The sequence below is a fragment of the Nostocoides sp. HKS02 genome (assembly GCF_009707485.1).
In the GTDB taxonomy this organism is placed as follows: Bacteria; Actinomycetota; Actinomycetes; order Actinomycetales; family Dermatophilaceae; genus Pedococcus.
Genome location: NZ_CP046121.1, coordinates 1,945,557 through 1,965,895, shown reverse-complemented (window position 1 = coordinate 1,965,895; position 20,339 = coordinate 1,945,557). Strand labels below are relative to the sequence as shown.

Below are 20,339 nucleotides of genomic sequence, written 5' to 3'. Positions count from 1 at the left end.
AGACCGTCCAAAAACGCCTGACAGGAGGTACATGCGATGCTCACACTGCCACGCTCATCGCGGTTTGCGCGGGTGAGCCTGACCGCGGCGCTCCTTGGTCTGGTCGCGGCGAATGCCGCGACTGCGGCCACCGCCAACGCGTCCGGTGCGCCCCAGCCGTTCACGATCACCGAGACGATCATCCCTGCCGCGGGTGTATCCGCGTTCACGGCAACCGGTCCACTGTGTCCGAGCGGGACGTTCGCCGACGACGTCAGCGTCTTCGCGCCCAGTGCGGGGAACAGCCACTCCAATGGGCTGAATCTGCTGATTCACACGGTGTACACGTGCGCGGACGGCAGTGGCACGTTCAACATGCTCAAGCACGTGCTCCTCACCTTCACCGACACCGGGTTCACCGGCACCGGACCGGTGCAGATCCACGGTGGCACCGGCGCGTGCGCGGAGCTGAGTGGGCAAGGGGTCGACACCGGAGCCAGGGTCGGCGATCAGGGATTCGGGAACATCACCGGAACCGTCCTGACCACCGGCTAGCGGGGCGGCGGACACTTGCGGCCGGGGACCGTGAGTGTCCGCCCCTGCGGGCCGTGCAGTCCGAGTCCGCTGTCAGGCGCGGGTCTCGTCCTGAACCGGTGGGGTGACCCCGCGCAGGTAGGCCAGGACGGCCAGGACGCGGCGGTGGTAGTCGTCGGAGGGGGCCAGGTCGAGCTTGCCGAAGATGTGCCCGATGTGCGCTTCGACGGTGCGTGGGCTCAGGAACAGCCGGGCGCCGATGCGGGCGTTGGACTGACCTTCGGCCATGAGGGCGAGGATCTCGCGTTCCCGCTCGGACAGCCGCTGGATCGGTGACCTGGGGCGCCGGTTGATCAGGCGCGCGACGATGGTCGGGTCGACGACCGACTCACCGTCCGCGATGCGGTGCAACGCCTCGACGAGCACGGCGAGGTCGGAGACGCGTTCCTTGAGCAGGTAGCCGACGGACCCTTCCCGGGTTTCGATCAGTCGCATCGCGTACCGGGAGTCGAGGTAGTGCGAGAGCACTAGGACGCCGGTGTCGGGGTGGCGTCGGCGGATGTCGAGGGCGGCGCGGATGCCTTCGTCGGTGTGCGTGGGAGGCATCTTGATGTCGACCAGGACCGCGTCGGGGTGCAGCGTGTCGACGGCGCGGGTCAACGATCGTCCGTCGCCGACGGTGGCGACGACGTCGATGTCGGTTGTGGCGAGCAGGGCGGTCAGGCCCTGGCGCAGCAGGGCCTCGTCGTCGGCGACGATCACTCGCATGGCAGCTCCAGTACCAACGTGGCGAGACGGCCTGCGCGTCGTGCGAGGGTGAGGTGGCCGTCCAGGGCGCCGACCCGGTCCTCGAGCGGGCCAACGGTCTCCTGGGTGGGGGCGTCGCCGTCGATGTCGAGCTCGAAGCGCAGGGTGGTATCGGTCTGGGTTGCCGACAGCCATCCCTGGTCGTGGACGCAGTGCCGCACGAGCTGGGCGATGGTGAAGTAGGCGGTGGACTCGACCGGCTCGGGGTAGCGCCGATCCGCGATGGGGCCGGTGTCGAGCGTCAGCGGGGCTGTCTCGGCGAGCACCTGCAGGGCGGCCTCGATGCCCTCGTCGGCCAGCGCGGCCGGGTAGATGCCGTGGGCCAGCCCGCGCAGCTCGTCCAGCGCTGCGGTCACCTCTGCGGTGCACCGTTCCAGCAGGGCCGTGTCGGCACTGCCGGCCGGTGAGGTTGTTTGGGCCAGGCGCAGCAGCAGGGCCAGGGTGACCAGGCGCTGCTGGGCACCGTCGTGCAGGTCCCGTTCGAGGCGGCGGCGTTCGGCGTCGCGGGCGGCGACGATCCGGGCTCGGGAGGCTCGCAGCGCGGCCACGTGCGCGTGCGACAGGGCCTGGTGTCGCTCGTGGTCAACCGACATCGTGGCAACGGTGCCGATTTCGGCCATGGCCACCTCGTCGTCAAGTGCCCCGGGCCGGTGCAGCAGGTACGCGATCGGCTTGCCGGCGCGCGACAGCACGGTCGGTGCCAGGTCGGGCGGGAGCTCGGCGGGGTTCCCGACGGCGTCGACCAGGGTCTGGTCCTCCAGCGGGTACAGCACGGTCAGGGTCGGGTCGCCGACCACTCGCGCCAAGGTCGGCACGAGACCGGTGTCTGGTCCGCGGCGGGCGAGGTCCACCGCGAGGTGGGCCAGGGACACCCTGACCTGGCGGGCGTGGACGCGCTCGTACAGCAGCCCGGCGCCGGCCAGGGTCAGCATCGCCGCGTCAAGGACCCACAGCCGATCGTCCACCAGCGCCTGCGGGGTCCAGCTCAACGCCGTGCGCACGTCCCCCCAAACGGTCACGACCAGCAGCGCGGCGACCGCCGCCATGAACGGCGCCGCGACGCGCCGCCAGGCCGGCGACGCCTTTGCGACGACCCAGACCAGACTCGCGGCGGCCATCACCCCCCACCCGGCCCCGGCCCACAACCCGGAGCGCTCCAACGCGTTCGCCCACCCGGCGCGGTCCGCCAGCAGCACGAGGTTGGCCGGGCACAGCGCGCACCCCCGGCCACGGGGTCGAGGAACAACACCGGCGCCACGCCCTGCCAGCCCACGACCACCGCGTACCCGACGACGATGACCGCCCGCCCCACCCGCGGTGCCCCGGGGAATCGGAAGGCAGCATGCGCGAGCAGGGCCGGGGCGACCCCCGCCAGGACTAGACCGGTGGTGAAGGCCAGCGACGACCCCGCTGACGGAGAGCCCCACTCCCGGGTCAGCCACGCGACGCCGGCCGCCACGGCCAGCAGGCCCGTCGTGCGGGTTGGGGCTCGCAGCGTGGTGACCGAGCCCGCGCCCACCACGGCCAAGCCGGCGCCGAGCTCCAGCACCAGCAGCCAGCCGCTGGCGTCGGCGTAGGTGACCTCGGGTTGGGCCCGCACGACCCTGACCGTCTGCGCGGCGGCCAGCCCGCCGGCGACCACGAGCAGCAGCGAAACGGTCCGCGTTGCGCGCACCCTGCCATCATCCTCGGTGGGGTCATCGGCACCGCTCGTCCCTTTGACGTAGCCCAGCCACCACAACTACGAGTTGGCACGCATGCGTGTACAACCGCCGGTGCCTATCGTGGTTTGCCGGGAGGTGACGCCATGCGCCTGCTGTCATCGTGGACCGTCGGGCTGGTCGTGGGAGCCGTGGGGGCCGTGGGGCTGAGCGGGTGCCGGCTGACCGGGGACCGCGCCGGCGGCGACCTGGCGCCGGCGCCGGTGGTGGTCACGGCGATCAGCACACGTGGGGATGAGATGCGCGCTTACGTCGACACGGTGACCCGTCTCAGCCATGGCCATCTCGTGCTGCAAGGCGCGGCGTCGAAGTGGCATGTGCACCAACTTTCAGCCGAACCCGACGCGATCAAGGCTGTCGCCGACGGCCAGGCCACTCTGGGTCTGGTTCCGGCTCGGGCGTTCGACACCATTGGCGTCACCTCGTTCGACGCCTTGGACGCGCCCCTGCTGGTCGACAGCCTCGCCTTCGAGACCAAGGTTCTCGACAGCAGCGACCTGACCGGTCCAATGCTCGCGGGCCTGCGGCCGTTGGGGCTGACCGGGTTGGGCATCCTGCCTGGGCCCATGCGCAAACCGGTCGGGCTGAGCCACGAGCTCGTCGGGCCGGGCGACTACCGCGGGGCGCGGATCGCCCTGTCACCGTCGGTGGTCGGCCAGAAAGTCCTGCGAGCGTTGGGTGCCGTAGGGGTCCCCAGCGCGTTCGAGGGCGCGGCCATGACCGGCGTCGACGGCCTGGAACAGCAGACCGAAAGCGTCGCCGGCAACCAGTACGACCCACCCGGCAGCACCATCACCGCCAACGTCAACCTGTCCCCGCGACCGCTGGTCCTGTTCGCCAACACCACGGCGTTGCGCCGCCTGGCCCCAGCGGACCAACGCATCCTGCGGCAGGCAGCAGCCCTGGCGGTGGACCCGACGACCCAGGCCAACGCCGCGGCCGCCGCGGACGGCATCACCATGCTGTGCCGGCGCGGCAACGTGCGGTTCGTCCGGGCGACAGCAGCCCAACTTGCCGCGTTGCGCACGGCGCTGGCACCGGTGACCACCGAGCTGCGGCGCGACCGCACCACCGCCGCAGAGATCGACCACATCAGCGCGCTGCGCGCCGGGTACGAGAACGCGGCCAATGCCGAGGCACCGGTGTGCGGTGCCACCACGTCCGGCACGGGTGGCGGCTCCAGCGATTCGCCGACCCTGGACGGGGTGTACACAGTCACCACCAGCCCCGCCGATGGCGACTATGTACCGGAGAACTGGGGCCACTGGGTGTACCTGCTCGACCGGGGGCGTCTGGCCTTCACCCAGGAGAACGCGACCGCGTGCACATGGGGGTACGGCCGCTACACCCTGCGCGGTCAGCAGATGGTGTGGGACATCTCCGGCGGCGGCGGACTGGCTCCCACCGGCGCATTCAACAAGCCCGGCGAACACTTCGTGTTCAGCTGGAGCCTGTACGAGGGGGTGCTCACCCTCGGCCCGGTCGCCCCCACCACCCCCGGGAAGGCCGTCGACGACAACTCACCGTCGAACTTCCGCGCTCGGCCCTGGCACCGGCTCAACGCCACCCCGTCGTCGGCCGCCCTGAGCCGACGGTGCCCACCGCCACCGGCCGCGTTCGCGATCCCAAGCCCGCTGGAAGGCGCCTGGCGCACCAGCTACAGCAAACAGGCCCTCGCTAGCAGCCCACTGCTGCTCGACGCCGAGGAGATCAACGACCAGAACTGGGGCACGCTCACCCTGACCTTCCACGGCGACCGCTACACGGTCGACCAGCGCAACCCGCTGACCCACGGCCAGGACTGGGGAACCTTGAGCGTCGCCGGCGATGCGTTGACGATGCGCAACGAGAGCGGCGAGGTGTTCGGGATGCGCTGGAACATCTACCGCAACCAGCTGACCCTGCGCCGCGACACGTCCCTGGGCGTTGGACCCACCCCGATGGTCCTTCAGCCATTCGCCAGGGTCGGGACGCCATGAACCCCGGCCCGCGAACCCGTCCGGGTGTGGTCGTCCTTGCAGTGTCGGCCGGGCTGACGTGTGCGCTGGCACTGGCGGGGTGCGGAAACAGCGCAGCGACGGTCACGACCAACAAGTCCCAGCAGATGCGCCCGTCAACGACCGGGAGCAAGCCCGGGGGGCGGGAGCTGGCGGCCCTGGACGGGGCCTACGTCTCGGACGTGAGCCCGGCCGAGGTCCTCAGCCACGGCTCGCCCGATGCGCTCGACGAGAACATCGGCCACTTCGTGTTCGTCTTCGACCACGGCATCAACGTCCAGGGCCAGGAGTCGCCCCACGCGTGCACCTGGTCCATCCACTCGGTCACCGGCCAAGGCCCCGGCGTGATCACGCTTCCGACCCTGGCTGCCGGCGGCATCGCGCCGAACAACGCCAACGCCAAGGTCGGCGAACCCGTGGACCTGATCCGCTGGACGCTGTACCGCGGCGTCCTCACACTGGACCCGTTCTCTCCGGAACGGTTCTGGATCAAGCCGTTCCGCCAGGTCAGCCGCACCCCGAGCCTGGCCTGGTTCAGCCGCCGGTGCCCGCCTCCAGCCGACGCGCTTAAGCGCCGATGACGGCCTCCACCCGAGTCCCACCACCCGCGGGACTGTGCACGGTCAGGGTCCCGCCGAGGGCCTCCACCCGGTCCCGGAGCCCCGCCAGGCCCGTGCCAGCCCACGGTGTCGCGCCGCCGACCCCGTCGTCTTTCACGACGACCCGCACCCACCCAGGGGTCGCCGCCACGCGAATCGACACCTGTGAGGCGGCGGCGTGCTTCCCGACGTTGGACAGGGCCTCGGCGCACACGAAGTACGCGGTCGACTCCGCCGACGGAGAGCTCGGGCCGCCCTCCAGCGCCACAGTGGCCGGCACCGGGAAGTTCCGGACGAGCTCGGCCAGCGCCCCGGCCAGGCCGCTGTCGGAGCCGGCGACCGGGTCCATGCCGTCGGCGAACGCATCCAGGGACCGCTGAGCCATCGCCGTGGCGTCCGCGAGTTCAGCGTCCGGGTGGCCAGAGTCTGCGAGCAGCCCCGAGACCACCTCCAGATGGCGCGCAGCCCCGCGGCGCACCTCGGCGGCCAGCTGCTGCCGCTCAAGCTCGCCTGCGGTGACAATCCGGCGGCGTGACGCCTCGACGGCCGCCAGCTGCGCCTCCACATCGGCCCGCAACCGGACCCCGGCAACGGCCAGGCTGGCCAGCGCTGCCACTCGGGCCAGCAGTTCCGGGTCCTGCCCGACCCCGACGTCGTGGACCAGGACCCCGACCCGTTCCCCATCGTGGTCCAGCTCGGTGACCTGCGCACCGGCAGCACGGGCACCCGGGTCGGGGACCGCGCGACCCGCCTCGTCCACGAACCCGCCCCCGTCCGGCAGCCAGTAGAACAGCTCCGCCGACGGGTCACCCAGGGCGTCGGCCACGAGCCCGCTGATCCGTCCACCGGCAGGGGCCGCCCCCAGCTCGACCACCAGTCGGGTCGTCGTCGGTTCGCTCCACCGGTCCCACACGTCACCACCGGCAAGCACCAGCGCGCCGAGGACCAGTCCGAGCTCGTACGTGCGCAGGGCCGCCGGCTGCGCGCCAACGCCACGCGTCCGCGCGAGCGCTCCGCCGGCGAGGACGCCCATGACCACCGTGGCGGCTGCGACAGCCTGCCACCGCTGGCTGCGCTGCGGACCCTGGGAGCCGAACGCGGACCAGGTCACGGCACCAACCACGGACAGGGCCATCCCGACGTTCACCACCGCGAACCGGTCCAGCGGGGCCGCGACCGCCAGGACGTACCCGCCCGCAGCGACCACCCGCGGCCCCCGCCCACGCAACCTCCCGGTCGGGTAGGCCAGCAGCGCGTGGGTCAGCGGCCCCCGATGCCAGAACAGGGCCCAGTCACCCAGACCGCCGAGCCACCACGTGACGCCGGTCGCCAACAGCAGCAGAGCCATGCGTCGACGGCGACCTCGCGACCCGACAACCACGCCAGCGCAGACGAAGGCCACGCCTACGGTGTCGAGCAGGACCTCGTCCGGCGCCATCAGGCACCACGCCTTTGGCAAGCCCGCGGGCTCAGCGCTGCACGGCATCGCTGAGCCAGCCGCGAAAGACACACCAGAAGCCCCGAGGTCCCGACCCCCATGACCTGATAGTGACACGCAGACCCAACGCGGCCCAGAGAGACGACCCGGCGCCACCTACGGGCCAGCACGCACCGGACTGGGCGGAAAGGGGGGCGCACCCCGACGACGGCCCCGGCCCCGGCTTCCTACCGTGAAGTCATCCGCAAAACCACGCACGAAAGGGGCGCACCATGAACAGCCACTACCTGCCGCAGCCCAGGAGCCCTCTGGGCGCTACGCCGCGCCGCTGCGCATACAGCCTCGGCGCCGCCGCCGTTCTCGCTGCCGCTCTGGCCGGCCCCGCGTCCGCCAGGCCGGAACCTCCCGTGTACAACACGTGGACGACCGGAGTCGCCGCCTCGACGAACCCTGCCGCACGCCCGTACAACCCCGGCCCCCCGTCCTACAACACCTGGCCGCACCAGAACAACGCCCATTCCGGGACCTCGACGGTATCTGTCGCGGGCAACGCCGGGCCCACCCTTCAGTACCTCCAGATCGGTCTGGGCGCCGTCGGCGGTGCGGCACTCGCCGCCGCAGGCGCCCTGACCGCAGCTCGCGGCCGCCGCACCCGCATCGCCCACGCGTAAGTCACCCTCCAGCCTCGGGCGCGGTTCCCACCGGCGAGCTGAGCCCGACCCGGCGTGGCCGCCGCGCTCCGACCAGACCCCTACGGTGATCTACACCCCCCACACGGATCGGCGGGAGCATTCCGGTGGGAACAGATGCGTTCCGGGACACAAGAGCGAGACTCCTCACAGCGCCCTTGATGCGGCCCGGACGCGGGTGGAGAGTCAGCGCAGGTCGGCGGCCCCGTCGGGTTGCCTCAGGACGGGTCGCTGATGCCGTTGAGCATGGCGCATACGGTCAGGGTCGGCGCGCTGCTGGCTGCTGCCGGGCGCCTCCAGCACGCACAGGAGCGCCTAGATCACCCGTCCCTCGTCGTCGGACGCGTGCCCACCGCCCTGTTGGTGTCGGCGCACTCCCAGCCCGCAGCCTCGGCTCCGGCAGGACCGCCGGTCCGGGGTCATGGACCACCGGGCTCGGCGGTGGCGTGCGCGACCAGCCCGACTGGCGGCAGATACTCCGGGGCGTCGCGTAGGTGAGCGATCAGCGTTCGGGCCACGGCCCTAAGCTGGTCCGGATGACCATGCGGTCCAACATTTCGACCGGTGAAGACCCCCGACAGCATGGACGCATGACCTTGGATCCGACCCGGTTTCTCACAGCCCAAGGATGAGTACGGCGCATATGCCAACGCCCTTGCCGAACTACGGACATGGCGTAAAACGCAGCCACTGAATGTGGTTCGTGTGCCCGCAAATCGCTGGTCTGGGCCGCAGCGCCACCCCGATTACTACGCGGTTGCCGAACGCACCCCGCGGCACTATCCGTGGCGCCCTTCAGCCGTTCGTACGATCGTTCCCGTTTCGCCCAGTTCGTCGGTGCCCCCGCCCGGTACCGTTCCGAGCGACTCGATCCACGCGGGAGGGCGTATGCAGCGGTTCACCGTGACCTTCGACCAGACCGGCGCAGGGGCATCTCCGATGTCGGCGACGGCAGGCGACCCCACGGCATTCGTCCTCCAGATGCCCCGTGGCAGCGCAGCCGCAGGAATCATGGTTCCCGTGTTGGGCGCCGCCTTCGGCGCGACTCTTGCCGTCGTCGCGCTCGTCCACCTATCCCTCGTCGGCTTCGCCATCGGCGGTCTGGTGGCTGGCGGAGCCGGGCTCGCGGCACGTCCAGGCGTGCGCGCGGCCTCGGTGCCGCTGCTCGCCGCCGGACCCGGCGGCCTGTACCTCAGCGGCCTCGGCATGGCGCCGGGCGACCGGCGGGCCCAGGTGGTCCCCTGGGCCCAGCTGCGTCGACTGGTCGTGTGCTGCGCACTGGAGTCAGGGCCCGGGGTGGGCTCCCCCCGCTTCAGGCAACCGGCGCTCGCGGTGGTGGCGGCCGAACCGGCACAAAGCACGGCTACGCCGGGGTTGGCCCAGCTGCCGCAGGTCCAGGGAATGGTGCCCTACGCCCCGAACGCCGTGGACGTGTCCTCGGTGGACCCGGCGGCCCTGGAGGAGCTGCGCAGGACTCGTCCCGATCTGGCGGCGATGCTCCAGGGCGGTCCTGCCGGCGAGGCAGGGAGCCCCTCGCCCAGGCTGCCCTACCAAAGTCTCGCCAACGGACTGGACCCCGCGCAGCGCGCCGCGCTCACGGAGGCGGTCCACCGGTACGCCCCGCACGTGCAGGTCGTCGACGGCCCCGACCTCGACACGAGTGGCCCGACGGTCTGGGTCGGTCGGCCCGCGGCTACCAACTGACGACCCATCGCATGCCCCGCCCTAGGCGCGCGCAGGCGCACGGGTGGTCGTGCTCGGGCTGGGATTCGCCCGCGACGACTAGGACGTACCCGCTGTGAGGCGGGTACGTCCGGGTGGGGTCAGGTCAGGCTTGCGTCTTAGAGGTTGGTGAGCCAGTGGTCGAAGTCGTCCTCCCAACCGCACTGGTCGCACCGGGCTTCGTTGAGCGTGTAGACGGTCCAGGTGATGACCCGCGGGCCGTAGCGAGGCTCACCGTTGGGGTCGAACCCCAAGATGGGGTAGATGTGCTCCTGTTCGACTTCCTGAACGTTGGTGATGCTGCCTTCTTGGCCACAGTCGGGGCAGACCGCGTTAGTCGGCTCGGCGTCTGTGGCATTGGGTTCGAGTGTCATGGGGTGGACTGTGAGGGCCCTCGCGCAAAGCGCAACCAGCTGCTGCGGGGCCTTGCGAGCGCGACCGAGCGGGCGACGTCGTGGACTTTGTGAGGGCGTTGACGTGCAGGAGGCTGCTCGGCGGGTGCGGACCCGATGGAGGCGAGCTGACGCCGACGCGACCCGCGACCACGAGGACGAAGAGGACGCGCTTGACGGCGACATGCCGGTCGGGTCGGCACCCTCGACGGGCCCGCCGTCAGAGGCGACTGGCGCGGGCCGAACTATGAGGGATGCGTGCGCTGGTCAACTCCAGCCAGGTCGAAGACGCAGTCTGTTGTCGCCGAATAATCACACCGCAATCAGAGGGGGCACACCCGGTCAGAGTGAAAGGCCGTCGCAAGTCCCGGCAACTTGGGAAGTTGGCCGTCACTGACCTTGCCTGCACCGGCGTCGTTGCACGTCGGGCCGCGAAACGGGTCGTTCGAGTCGTTCTCGGCGGCCCTATCGACTACGGCCAAATAACGGGCATGTGCTCGTATGAACGCATGATCTACTGCCCGCGCTCCGGCACTACGGTCACCCAAGGTAGCGACTGGAATGCGGTCGCCGCTTCCTTCCATCGACGGAACATGGTCGGGGTTGGGCGGGGCCGACCCCGCAGAACGGGGGAGTTACATGAGCGCAACGAAGCTGGTGCGACGGCTGGGTCTGCCGATCGCGATAGGCCTGACTGCAGCGACCGCGGTGGTGGCACCCGCCACTGCCGCCAGTCCCAACGGTCAGACCGTCACGTCCACCACTAACGTGCATGGCGTCTTTCTTGAGCCGCAGGCGACCAACCCGTGCACCGGTGACACGTTCAACGGCGGCCAGGGCATCCAGTTCACCGGAAACCTGGTCAACCACGTCACCTTCTTCACGGCCAGCGACGAGGTGTGGGCCACCTTCACCGAAACGGGCGCCATCCTCGGGACTGATGACGGGACCGGAGTGACCTACAGCGGACACGCGACCGCGTGGGGCAACTTCAACATGAACCAGCGCAACACGAACAACGCGTTCACTCTCACCATCCATGCAACCGGGTCGGACGGCTCGACGATCTCCGCGCACGACACGGCCGTGTTCGTCATGAACGCCAACGGCACCGTCACGGTCAACTTCGACAAGTTCAGTCTCACCTGCGGCTAGGCAAGCGAGAAAGCTTGACGCCCGCCCCGGTTGAATCCTGGGCGGGCGCCCTCACGCCGCCTGGATGTGACGGCCTGAGCGGCCACCATTCGGCGGCACACCACCCTTGGTCGATTCGCGAACTTGCCCAAGTACGCCTAGCTCTCCCTAGAAGGGCACCGCCACCTCGAGGAGGTCGCTGGTCATCGTGTGGCCGGTGGTGCGTCCGGATAGGACACGGCAGAAGTCGATGGCGTCCAGAGTCAGCTCGGGCCCGTCGTTGCCCTTGGAGAATCTGCCACCGGCCGGTCCGGTGAGGTGCAGCTGGTAGGGGCGGCCGTGCCGGTCGGCCCACTCCTGGACGACATCGGCGACCAGGAAACCGTCGTGGTCGGGTGTGAGCGCCGGTGCGCGCCCGGTCGCTCGGCAGATGTCCATTCGGTGCATCCACGGGTCGCGGGTCAGGATCGTGTCGATGAGGTAGCCGTTTGTCCAGTGCTCGGTCTTGCCCGCGACGTCCTGGGGGTCCGGCAGCTTCATTCGACGTACGAGGGCGGGAGTTCGCATGCGACCGCGTGCGGCCCGGGGACCGATCGCGGCGAACCGGTCGACGAGCTCGCCCGTGGTGAGGTCGGCATGTTCTTCGACCTGCAGGGCCGTGAGGGCATCCAGGGGGACGCCGCCGCGACGCTTGGACATCAGGGACTGCCGGAGGGTCTCCTTCAAGCCGGTCGCCATCAGCGCCATGCCGGTGGTATGGCCCGCTATCGCTCTGACGTCCCACTGAGCGCAGTCGGTGGGCTTGGTCCAGTCGTCTCCAGACAGAGAGCGCAGCAGGTCGAGGAAGCGCTGGTACTCCGTGGTCGCGAGCCGCATCGCAAGGTCGCGGTCCATCCGTGGCCAACGCGGCCCGGTCCCAGTTGGTTGATGGTCTGTGGCGTTCATCGGGCCTTCTTCCTGCGTGCTGTATCCGGTCGGACTTCGGTGAGAAACATGTCAACGGCCCGGGGCAGGAGCCGGCGCCAGCGCTGGCCCCCGGGGTCGTTGGCGTTCTGCTGACTGGCCAGGCCCGCGAGGATCGCGGTCCACAGATCAGCGGCGTCGGGGTCGGTGATGCCTAGACGGTTCAGGAGGCGGTGCAGGCGCTCGATCGCCTGGACGGCGAACGCGTAGGACTCGGCGCTGGGCGTGAAGCCGGGGACGGGTCGCTGGTTCATCAGCGCGTTCCGCTCCGGGTCCGCTGCCATCGCGTCCAGCCAGGTCGTCGCGGCCGTCAGCAGCGCTGCGCGCGGGTCGTCAGGTAGGTCGCGCTCTTGCACCGCGGCAGTCGCGTCGAACTCCGCCCACGCCTGGCCAAACATCGCATCAATGATCGTCAGCTTGGAGTCGAAGTGTCCGTATAGCGAGGGTGCGCGCATGCCCACTCGCTGCGCGACACTGCGCTGGGTGAGCCCGGACCAGCCCGACTCACGCACCACCGCCCAGGCGGCGTCGAGTATTTCGTTTCGCGTGCCTTGACGACGACGCGAGACCCTATCGACGTTCGTTTCTCCTAACATTGTTAGGAGTGTCTACCCTGGAGCCGCCTCTCGTCAACGGGAGTCCGGACGACAGAAGGTATTTCGAGCCGAGAGATGCATGGCTGAGCTACTTAGTGCGCTAGTGGTTCAGACCGTTGCCGGCTACTCCAGCGATGTAGCCCACGGCGAATACGAGCGCCGCCCACCCCGCCATGACGGGCAGCGCTCGCAAACGCAGTCGCGCAAGGCGGATTGCGGCGCCCAGGGCGGCGCCAGCCAACACCCCGGCAGCGCCCGTCATCATGAAGGCCGACCGGTCCCAGCCTGCCCCGAAGCCATAACTCTGTGAGAGCCCGAACGTGATGACCCCAGCTGCGACGGTGAGAGACAGGGCGATGCCTGCACAGGCGACAGCGGCGACCAGCGAGGCGAGCGTCCGCGCGCCGCTCGCCTCGGCCAACCGCTCGCCGTCTACGCCCACGCATCGCTCCTCGAAAGCCGCCGCTCAACGGCCACGGTAGCCGCAGCACGCGATCGAGGCTGGCATTTCCCGCCTACCGCCGACCCGTGACGCCAACGGCTACAACCTTGTGAGTGTCGACAGTACGAGCGTCTGGACGGACGGGAGCTCGCCATGAGTCATTCGGGGGAGGCCGGAAGCTTCGCCAAACATCTCTACGAGACGGAAGGCTTTCGTCGGTGCGCGGCCGCGAGCACGATGGCGTGAGTACATCTAGTCGTCACATGGCAACTGAGCCAAGCAAGCGAGCAGAGATCCGACCGGCCAGATGTAGACCACACAGATGACGGCGTTTGCTCGATGCCTGGGCCGGAAGGTCTGCTGACCTGCGCAAACGCTGATACCTGTGGAGCCTCGCCCGCTAAATCCGGCTGGCCCGGCGCGACCCACCGTCGTGCCGAGGGTTGTGTGCCCGATGCTAGAGACGACGGCGACGGTGTGGCTGCATCATTTGCCGTAGCCGTTCAGGGGCTGGCGTTGCCGATCTGCGTACGGCGGCTCCGCACATGATTGAAGCCCAGCCCTGAGCGCCCCCGTCCGATCCGAGGGTGGCGTGCACGACGCGCGCCTCCTGGTGTGAAGGCCGGGAGACGCGCGTCGCCCCTGAACGCGCCGCCTCAACCTACGGGGGGCAGGGAGGCGGCGCGCCCCGCGCACACGGTAGTAGAGCCATACCCCCAGTCACTCGGGAGGGTCAGGCCGGGGTGTCGGGGTGCACATTGGGGTATGGGGGTGTGGGCGCGGCACCCCCGCCCGCTCTCGATCGGGGGTGTCGTTGTCTGCATTGTGAACGTCGTCTCCGCGAGCTTGGGTGGCGGCGAGGGAGCACGCGTGGCCACGGGGTCATGACAGAGGCCGATCCTGAAGGGTCAAGCCGTGTCTGCCGACGCGACCGAGGGTGCGGTCAGCCCACCGGAGTGATGCGCAGCATGACCCGCTGAGGGCTCCCTCGTCGCAGCAGCCGTTCGATGCTCATGGCGACGCGGTATTCGAAGGAGTACTTCGGCTTCAGCACCTCGTCGAGCCGGCGCATGGCAGCGTCGCCCTCGACAACCTCGGCCACGGCCCTGACCGTGGGCGCGTCCTCCTCGACGGTGCCGCGGCGGCTGCACGGCCGCAGCTCGACCGTGCGGTTCTTACGCAGCCTCTTGACCTTGCCGCTGCCGACCGGTGTCGTCACGACGAGGGCATCGCCGTCACGCCCGATCCAGACAGGGGTCGGGACGCCGACGCCGTTCTTGCGAAAGCTCGTGAGCGAGACGAACTTTTCGTCGGCGAGGTCATCGAGCGTGGTCTCGTTGGGCACGAGGCGACGCTACCCGGAGGGGCCCCGCCACGCCCGCGGTGCGTCGAAGGTCGTGCCGGTCTCGAGGGCCGGACGACTGTCATCCCGGCAGGCCAGCAGGCCCAGTTCGTCCACGTCGCCGTGGCGACGGGGTCTCGGCCTGGAGACCGGCCAAGCGGCCACCAGGCGTCGCCGATCCGCAACACCTCCCAAACCGCCCACGACGGGCGCACCGGTCCGGGCCAGTGCGGCACCGAGGCGCCGCGGCTCGGCGGATACCAGGGCCGCTGCGGGTACGGCCCACGCCTGCCGTTGCTGGTCATCTCGCCGTGGGCCCGGGTCAACCACGTCGACCACACGCTGACAGACCAGACCTCCATCATCCGCTTCGTCGAGGACAACTGGCTCCGCGGCCAGCGCCTCGGAGGCGGGTCCTATGACGCGCTCGCCGGTCCCCTGACGGGCATGTTCGACTTCGCCTCAGGCCACTATGCGCGCAAGCTGTTCCTTGACCCGAACACTGGCGAACCCCGCCGCCAGGACCCCGGCCTCGGCTGAAACCCAGGATGTGAACCCGCGCGGCTGATCATGAACGTCCCACCCCTTCCAGCGGACATCCGGGCCTGGGCTCTCCTCTGGGTCGTGCTTCTCCCCGTTTGTCCTCAACTTCGTCCTCAGCGTTGCCCTGTTCGGGTTCCCCGGCCTACTGACACACGAATGGGGCTTGAGCCGCCCGTTGGTCCGCCTGGTCGCGGACGGGACGCCCGCGGGCCAGTGAGCCCGGAGCGCACCGACCAGCCGACAGGCACCAGGCTCGGCGGGGCCATGCTCGCCTCAGGCAGCGGCGGGGCAGCAGCCGGTGGAATGGTGCTCTCCCGTGTGGCCAGTGCACCAACTCTGCGGATCGGTGGCTGACCGTAGGCATCCAAGAGGGCATGGCTCGCACCCAGCCGGACGCCATCCGCCCGCCCACCAGACTGTTCCGCAACGGGCTCCCTACCTCCTGGGGTGCCTGAGAGCCCAACGCAGCGAAAACCGCGCTGGCGTCTGGATCGCCGTGGCCGTCGCTCCTTCGGATGGCGTCGCATGCGACGATGCGAGCTTCTCGCGGGGCGACGCTTGGGATTCTGGCCTTGGCGCTACGCGGCGCCCGATTCGATGGGCACTCCCGCGACCCGCCATTCCAGGAAGCCGTCGGCGGCCCTTCTGGCGTGTAGGCCGTGGGCGTTGAGCACGCGCACCGCGTCGTGGGCAAGGACGCAGTACTGGCCGCGGCAGTAGGCGACTATGTCCGTGCCTGGGGGTAGTTCGCCGAGGCGGTCGGCGAGCTCCTCGAGCGGGATGTGCAGGGCGCCGGGTAGGTGGCCGGCGGCGTACTCGACACCGGGTCGGACGTCGAGGACGACGCTGTCCCCGGTGCGCAGGCGACGCAGCAGCTCAGTGGTGTCCACGGCCTGGGTGTCGTCCGGCCCGAGGTAGGCGCGGGCCGCAGGTTCGGTGTGCGGGCGATGCTCGTGGGCCACCTGCCGCAGCTGCGCCCACAGGGCGGCGACGTCGTCACCGGCCAGGGAGTAGAAGACGCGCTTGCCGTCGCGTCGGGGCTCGACCATCCCGGCCTCACGTAGCGTCTGCAGGTGCGCGGAGCATGTGCTCATGCCCTGGTGTGCGGCGGCGGCGAGGTCCTCGACGCTGCGTGGACCCTGGGCGAGCAGGTCGAGCAGCTCCAGGCGGGCCGGGTTGCCCAGGACCTTGCCGACGGCGGCGAACTGCGCGAACAGGGCGTGCTTGGCGGCGCGCTCACCCATGGCTGACCTCCTGCGTATCCTGCTGCGGGTGTGGGTCGTTCCCGCGATGGGCGGGCGGGTGAGTCTCGTACATGCGCCCGGCGACGACCACCCCGGATGCGACCGTCAGCGCCGCGACCGACCACACGGCGGCCCGGACCCCGAGCGCATCGGCGACCAGGCCAGCAAGCAGGGCGCCGGCGGCGAATCCCGCGTCGCGCCACAACCGGTAGATGCCGACGGCGCGGGCCCGCCACGCCGGGTGGGACACGTCCGCGGACACGGCCAACAGGGTCGGGTACACCATGGCCGTCCCGGCTCCCAGCAAGATGGCGGCGAAGGCCCAGACGGTAAAGGTATCGGCGAGGGCCACCACGCCCAAGGCGACGCCCTGGATGCCCATGCCTGTGGCGATGAGCCATTTGCGACCCCACCGGTCGGACAGGGCGCCAGTGAGCAGCTGCCCGACGCCCCACACGGCCGGGTACAGGGCGGCGAGGACGCCGATGCGGGCCACGGACAGACCTGCGCCCGCGAACAGGATGGGAAACAGTCCCCAGGCGAGCCCGTCGTTGAGATTGTTCACCAGCCCGGCCTGGCTCGCCGAGGACAGCGCCGGTTCACGGAAGCTGGTCTGGGCGAACACCTGGGCGGTGGTCAGGTCGGCATGCAGGTGGTCGTGTTTGCCGTCAGGGCGCGGCGCGTGTCCGGCTGCTTCGAGGCGGGCATGGTCGCGGGTCTCCTTGACGGTCAGGGTGGACAGGCCAAGGCCCAGGGCGGCGAACGCGATGCCAAGCAGAAACGGGGCCGGGCGCAGCCCGTACGCCTGCGCGAGGTACCCGGTGGCCAATGCGGTCACGGCGACGGCCCCGTACCCGGCGGCCTCGTTCAGGCCCATGGCCAGCCCGCGGCGGGCCGGACCGACCAGATCGATCTTCATGACGACGGTGGTCGACCAGGTCAGCCCTTGGGAGATGCCGAGCAGAACGTTCGCGACGATGACCCACCCCCACGACGGCGCCCAGATCAGCAGCAGCGGGACCGGCACCGCCACCAGCCACCCGCCGACCAGGACCGGTTTGCGGCCGTACCGGTCGCCCAGCGTGCCGGCGAGGTAGTTGGTGACGGCCTTGGCTAGGCCGAACACGAGGATGAACGTCAGCCCCGCCGTGTACGCCCTGAGCCCGAACTGACGTTCCCCGAGCAGCGGCAGGACAGTGCGCTCCTCGCCGAGCATGCCGCCGACCAGGGCGTTGACCACCACGAGCAGCCCGAACTGGGCCGCGTTCTGGGCCAGCCCGAGCCGTGCCGGTCGCCCGACGCGGAGCGTCGAATCCGTCATAGCCCGGTCTCCAGGGACCGATCGTTGACCTGTTCCCAGTCGTGCGGGCCGCCGGCCAGGACGGCCACGTCGCGGCGACCGGCGCGACGCAGCAGGCTAGCCCCACCCATCGCCCGCTCCCCGTGAGCGCACATGACCACGATTGGGCCGGCAGCCAACGACGGCACCCGGGCGGCGAGGTCGCCGAGCTCCACGTGCAAGGCGCCCGGGACGTGCCCGGCGGTGAACTCGCTGGTCTGCCGGACGTCCAGGACGACGGCATCGGCGAGGGCGGCCGCGCCCACGACGGGGATGGACGACGCCGGTTGGCCGGCCGCGGTCCACGAACCCAAACCACCGGCCAGTTCAGCGGCCAGGTGGTCGTGACCGACCTTGCGGGCCGCCCACACGATCTCGGCGGGGTCCTGTCCGGCGTCGCGGACGACGACCACCGGCCGGTCGTAGGGAACCAGCCAGCCGAGCCAGGTGGCGAACTGGTCACGCAGCGGGATGGACACCGACCCCGGAATGTGACCGGCCGCGAACGCCGCCACCGGGCGGACGTCGACGACGGTCCCGCCCGCCGCAGCCAGCGCGCGCACCTGCGCGGGCGACAACTGGGTCAGGGTGTCCCCATCTGCCAGGGCCGGTCCGCGCCGGTTGATCTCACCGAGCCGTAGGAAGTACGGCGGGAACGTGCCCAGGGAGCCCAGCAGCTGGGCGACGAAGGTGTCCTCCGAATCGGCGCGGAGCAGGGCGTTGGTGGCGCGTTCGGTGCCCATGGTGGAGGTACGGGCCGCACCGGGAGGCGCCGAGCAGAATGACCCGGCGCCGTGGGTGGGCCATACGGCGACGTCGTCATCCAGAGCGGCCAACCGCTGCAGGGAGGCATATTGCGCGCGGGCGAGCTCCTCGGTCCGGTCTGGGGAGACCAGGTCGGTGCGGGCCGCGGACCCGACCAGCAACGAACCTCCCGTGAACACCCCGAGCACGCTGGGGCCGTCGAGCAGTACGAACGCGATGTGCTCATGGGTGTGTCCTGGGGTCGCCAGGGTCCGCAGGGTCAGCCCACCGAGGTCGAACTCGTCCCCGTCGGACAGGGCACGGTGCGCGAACTCGCGGCGACCGGCCGCTGAGGCCAGCACGACCGCGCCGTCGGTGGCGGCCAGCTGGACGGCACCGGACAAGAAGTCGGCGTGCAGGTGGGTGTCGGCGGCATACGCCACGCTCAAACCCCGCTGGTCCGCAGCCACCCGCAGCGCGCGCAGGTCACGGCTGGCGTCAACGGCCAACGCCCTGCCATCGCCCAGCGAGACCAGGTAGGCGGAGTTACCCAACCCCTCGTCGACCAACGGGACAACCTCGAGCGACGGTGTCCTTGCCACGAGCGAATCGGTCATTTCTTCATTCTACACTTTCATGGAATGACCCTGGTTGTGTACTTCGCCCATAGGCCCGGGCCAGCCGGGCGCATAATCCAGCTGTGGCCAACTGCTGTGACCCGCGCGGGTGCGACGGCGTGTTCGGGGACCGTTTCGCCCGCCATGTCGAGGCGCGCTACCGCAAGCGCGGCCTGGGTCGTGCCCAGGCGCGCATCGTCGACTTCCTGGTCGGCCACGACATCGAAGGGGCGACCGTCCTGGAGATCGGCGGCGGCGTCGGCGAGCTGCAGATCGAGCTGCTGCGCCGCGGCGCCGCCCGGGCCACGAACCTCGAGCTCGTCGACGCCTACGACGGCCCCGCGCGCCAGCTCGCCGACGAGGCCGGTGTCGCCGACCGTATCGAACGACGCATCCTCGACATCGCAACCGCACCGCAGCAGGTCGAACGCGCGGACGTGGTAGTCCTGCACCGGGTGGTCTGTTGCTACCCGGACGTCGAACGCCTGCTCGGCGCCGCCGCCGACCACGCTGGGCGGCTGCTCGTGTTCAGCCACCCCCCACGCAACCTTGCAAGCCGTACCGTGCTCGGCGCGCAGAACATCGCCTTTCGGCTCACCGGGCGCACCTTCAGAACCTTCAGCCATCCACCCGCCCGGATGCTCGCGGTCCTGGCCGAGTGCGGCCTGACCCCGGTTTACGCCCACCACGGCCCGGTGTGGCAGATCGTCGGTCTGCAGCGAACACCAGCCTGACCACTTGATATCGATCGAGCTCGAGGCTGGCCGTCCTTATGAGCGTTCGACCGGGAGGTGAGCCTCGGCCCATTCAGGGAACCCGTCCTGCAGGCGCGCGGCCGTGGCACCAGTTTGGGTGAGAAGGCGCACGGCGTCGTCGGCAAACACGCAGAACGGCCCGCGACAGTATGCGACCACGTCGGCGCCGTCGGGAATCTCGCGCAGGCGAGCCTTCAGGTCTTGGACGGGAACCGAGATCGCGCCTCGGATGTGACCTGCGGCGTACTCGGCCGCGGGTCGTACATCGAGCACGACGACATCGCCGTCGCGCAGTCGGTCGCGAAGGTCATCGCGAGTGATGGTGCGCAGCGTGCTGCGGTCACCGAGATAGTCCGCGGCGAGCTGCTCGAGCCCGGCCACGTGCTGCTGCGCTGCTTCGCGCAGGGTACGCCACAGGTCGCCGACCACCGGGCCGGACAGGGAGTAGTAGATCCGAGTTCCTTCCCGGCGTGACTCGACCAGGCCTGAGCGCAGCAGTCGCTGGAGGTGTTGGGACGTGTTGGCCACGGTCTGGTCGATCTCCCGCGCGAGCTCCTCGACCGAACGCTCGCCCTGGGCGAGCACGTCGACCAGCTCTGCACGCCGTCCGTTGGCCAAGGCTTTGGCCGCCTCCGCCAGCGCATCGTACAAGGCGGCCTTCGCTGCGTGATCCGCCATCTCGCCACCTCGTCCCAGCATTATTCAAGATTTTCCTTGACAACGCCCACCATACAGGAGTCTT

At 70.1% G+C, this 20,339-nt stretch carries 21 protein-coding genes; 8 read left to right on the top strand and 13 right to left on the bottom strand.

The genetic code is table 11. From position 1 onward, the window contains the following. Positions 1-72 precede the first annotated feature (72 nt). Positions 73-534 carry a hypothetical protein gene (locus tag GKE56_RS09380; RefSeq protein WP_154684326.1) on the top strand — a complete coding sequence of 154 codons (462 nt, stop codon included), beginning with the start codon at positions 73-75 and terminating at the stop codon, positions 532-534. Positions 535-606: 72 nt separating this feature from the next. Here GKE56_RS09380 and GKE56_RS09375 read toward each other — a convergent pair whose 3' ends face one another. The 3 genes from GKE56_RS09375 to GKE56_RS09365 are packed head-to-tail and all read right to left on the bottom strand — an operon-like array spanning position 607 to position 2,995. Continuing rightward, positions 607-1,281, bottom strand: coding sequence for a response regulator transcription factor (locus GKE56_RS09375; RefSeq protein ID WP_154684325.1), 675 nt, complete (start codon positions 1,279-1,281; stop codon positions 607-609). Then, on the bottom strand, positions 1,272-2,438 hold the full coding sequence (locus GKE56_RS09370; RefSeq protein ID WP_154684324.1) for a sensor histidine kinase: 1,167 nt from the start codon (positions 2,436-2,438) through the stop codon (positions 1,272-1,274). The genes GKE56_RS09375 and GKE56_RS09370 overlap by 10 nt, the downstream gene beginning before the upstream one ends. Further along, entirely contained in the window at positions 2,438-2,995 is a 558-nt protein-coding gene (locus tag GKE56_RS09365) for a hypothetical protein (protein ID WP_154684323.1), read from the bottom strand. Before GKE56_RS09365 ends, GKE56_RS09370 begins: the two co-directional genes overlap by 1 nt. A gap of 132 nt (positions 2,996-3,127) precedes the next feature. On the opposite strand from GKE56_RS09365, the gene GKE56_RS09360 reads away from it, so the two are divergent. Beyond that, on the top strand, positions 3,128-5,020 hold the full coding sequence (locus GKE56_RS09360; protein ID WP_154684322.1) for a hypothetical protein: 1,893 nt from the start codon (positions 3,128-3,130) through the stop codon (positions 5,018-5,020). Then, positions 5,017-5,619, top strand: coding sequence for a hypothetical protein (locus GKE56_RS09355; RefSeq protein ID WP_154684321.1), 603 nt, complete (start codon positions 5,017-5,019; stop codon positions 5,617-5,619). Before GKE56_RS09360 ends, GKE56_RS09355 begins: the two co-directional genes overlap by 4 nt. On the opposite strand, the gene GKE56_RS09350 is transcribed toward GKE56_RS09355, so the two are convergent. Next, a complete protein-coding gene (locus tag GKE56_RS09350) occupies positions 5,606-7,075 on the bottom strand; it encodes an ATP-binding protein (protein ID WP_154684320.1) in 1,470 nt (489 codons plus the stop codon). The two genes, GKE56_RS09355 and GKE56_RS09350, sit on opposite strands and share 14 nt — an antisense overlap. 272 nt (positions 7,076-7,347) lie before the next feature. Here GKE56_RS09350 and GKE56_RS09345 point away from each other — a divergent pair, with 272 nt between their 5' ends. Both GKE56_RS09345 and GKE56_RS09340 read left to right on the top strand, forming a co-directional pair. Continuing rightward, a complete protein-coding gene (locus GKE56_RS09345; RefSeq protein WP_154684319.1) occupies positions 7,348-7,746 on the top strand; it encodes a hypothetical protein in 399 nt (132 codons plus the stop codon). Between the two features lie 906 nt (positions 7,747-8,652). Further along, entirely contained in the window at positions 8,653-9,468 is an 816-nt protein-coding gene (locus tag GKE56_RS09340; RefSeq protein ID WP_154684318.1) for a hypothetical protein, read from the top strand. A gap of 137 nt (positions 9,469-9,605) precedes the next feature. Here the strand turns inward: GKE56_RS09340 and GKE56_RS09335 are convergent, their stop codons facing one another. Next, positions 9,606-9,860, bottom strand: coding sequence for a hypothetical protein (locus GKE56_RS09335; RefSeq protein WP_154684317.1), 255 nt, complete (start codon positions 9,858-9,860; stop codon positions 9,606-9,608). Between the two features lie 657 nt (positions 9,861-10,517). Between GKE56_RS09335 and GKE56_RS09330 the strand changes: the two genes are divergently transcribed. Continuing rightward, on the top strand, positions 10,518-11,033 hold the full coding sequence (locus tag GKE56_RS09330) for a hypothetical protein (RefSeq protein ID WP_154684316.1): 516 nt from the start codon (positions 10,518-10,520) through the stop codon (positions 11,031-11,033). A 147-nt stretch (positions 11,034-11,180) separates the two neighbouring features. On the opposite strand, the gene GKE56_RS09325 is transcribed toward GKE56_RS09330, so the two are convergent. The 4 genes from GKE56_RS09325 to GKE56_RS09310 form a co-directional block, all read right to left on the bottom strand. Further along, the gene (locus tag GKE56_RS09325) at positions 11,181-11,957 is read right to left on the bottom strand and encodes a maleylpyruvate isomerase family mycothiol-dependent enzyme (RefSeq protein ID WP_230208864.1); all 777 of its coding nucleotides are present in this window, start codon (positions 11,955-11,957) and stop codon (positions 11,181-11,183) included. Further along, the gene (locus GKE56_RS09320; RefSeq protein WP_154684315.1) at positions 11,954-12,571 is read right to left on the bottom strand and encodes a TetR/AcrR family transcriptional regulator; all 618 of its coding nucleotides are present in this window, start codon (positions 12,569-12,571) and stop codon (positions 11,954-11,956) included. Before GKE56_RS09320 ends, GKE56_RS09325 begins: the two co-directional genes overlap by 4 nt. A 100-nt stretch (positions 12,572-12,671) precedes the next feature. Beyond that, the gene (locus tag GKE56_RS09315) at positions 12,672-13,013 is read right to left on the bottom strand and encodes a hypothetical protein (RefSeq protein WP_154684314.1); all 342 of its coding nucleotides are present in this window, start codon (positions 13,011-13,013) and stop codon (positions 12,672-12,674) included. Between the two features lie 943 nt (positions 13,014-13,956). After that, positions 13,957-14,358: a PPOX class F420-dependent oxidoreductase gene (locus GKE56_RS09310; RefSeq protein ID WP_154684313.1), complete on the bottom strand. Its 402-nt coding sequence runs from the start codon at positions 14,356-14,358 to the stop codon at positions 13,957-13,959. Positions 14,359-14,478: 120 nt separating this feature from the next. On the opposite strand from GKE56_RS09310, the gene GKE56_RS09305 reads away from it, so the two are divergent. Then, a complete protein-coding gene (locus tag GKE56_RS09305) occupies positions 14,479-14,895 on the top strand; it encodes an alkaline phosphatase family protein (protein WP_230208862.1) in 417 nt (138 codons plus the stop codon). Positions 14,896-15,476: 581 nt separating this feature from the next. On the opposite strand, the gene GKE56_RS09300 is transcribed toward GKE56_RS09305, so the two are convergent. Genes GKE56_RS09300 through GKE56_RS09290 form a run of 3 tightly spaced genes read right to left on the bottom strand, consistent with a single transcriptional unit; the run spans position 15,477 to position 18,842 of the window. Further along, positions 15,477-16,142 carry a metalloregulator ArsR/SmtB family transcription factor gene (locus GKE56_RS09300; RefSeq protein ID WP_154684312.1) on the bottom strand — a complete coding sequence of 222 codons (666 nt, stop codon included), beginning with the start codon at positions 16,140-16,142 and terminating at the stop codon, positions 15,477-15,479. After that, entirely contained in the window at positions 16,135-17,463 is a 1,329-nt protein-coding gene (locus tag GKE56_RS09295; protein ID WP_154684311.1) for an MFS transporter, read from the bottom strand. The genes GKE56_RS09300 and GKE56_RS09295 overlap by 8 nt, the downstream gene beginning before the upstream one ends. Further along, positions 17,460-18,842, bottom strand: a complete 1,383-nt coding sequence (locus GKE56_RS09290; RefSeq protein WP_154684310.1) for a rhodanese-like domain-containing protein — start codon at positions 18,840-18,842, stop codon at positions 17,460-17,462. The genes GKE56_RS09295 and GKE56_RS09290 overlap by 4 nt, the downstream gene beginning before the upstream one ends. Positions 18,843-18,961: 119 nt before the next feature. On the opposite strand from GKE56_RS09290, the gene GKE56_RS09285 reads away from it, so the two are divergent. Beyond that, complete coding sequence (locus GKE56_RS09285) at positions 18,962-19,576, top strand: bifunctional 2-polyprenyl-6-hydroxyphenol methylase/3-demethylubiquinol 3-O-methyltransferase UbiG (protein ID WP_230208861.1); 615 nt, start codon at positions 18,962-18,964, stop codon at positions 19,574-19,576. A 36-nt stretch (positions 19,577-19,612) separates the two neighbouring features. Here GKE56_RS09285 and GKE56_RS09280 read toward each other — a convergent pair whose 3' ends face one another. Next, on the bottom strand, positions 19,613-20,275 hold the full coding sequence (locus GKE56_RS09280; protein WP_154684308.1) for a metalloregulator ArsR/SmtB family transcription factor: 663 nt from the start codon (positions 20,273-20,275) through the stop codon (positions 19,613-19,615). Between the last annotated feature and the right edge of the window lie 64 nt (positions 20,276-20,339).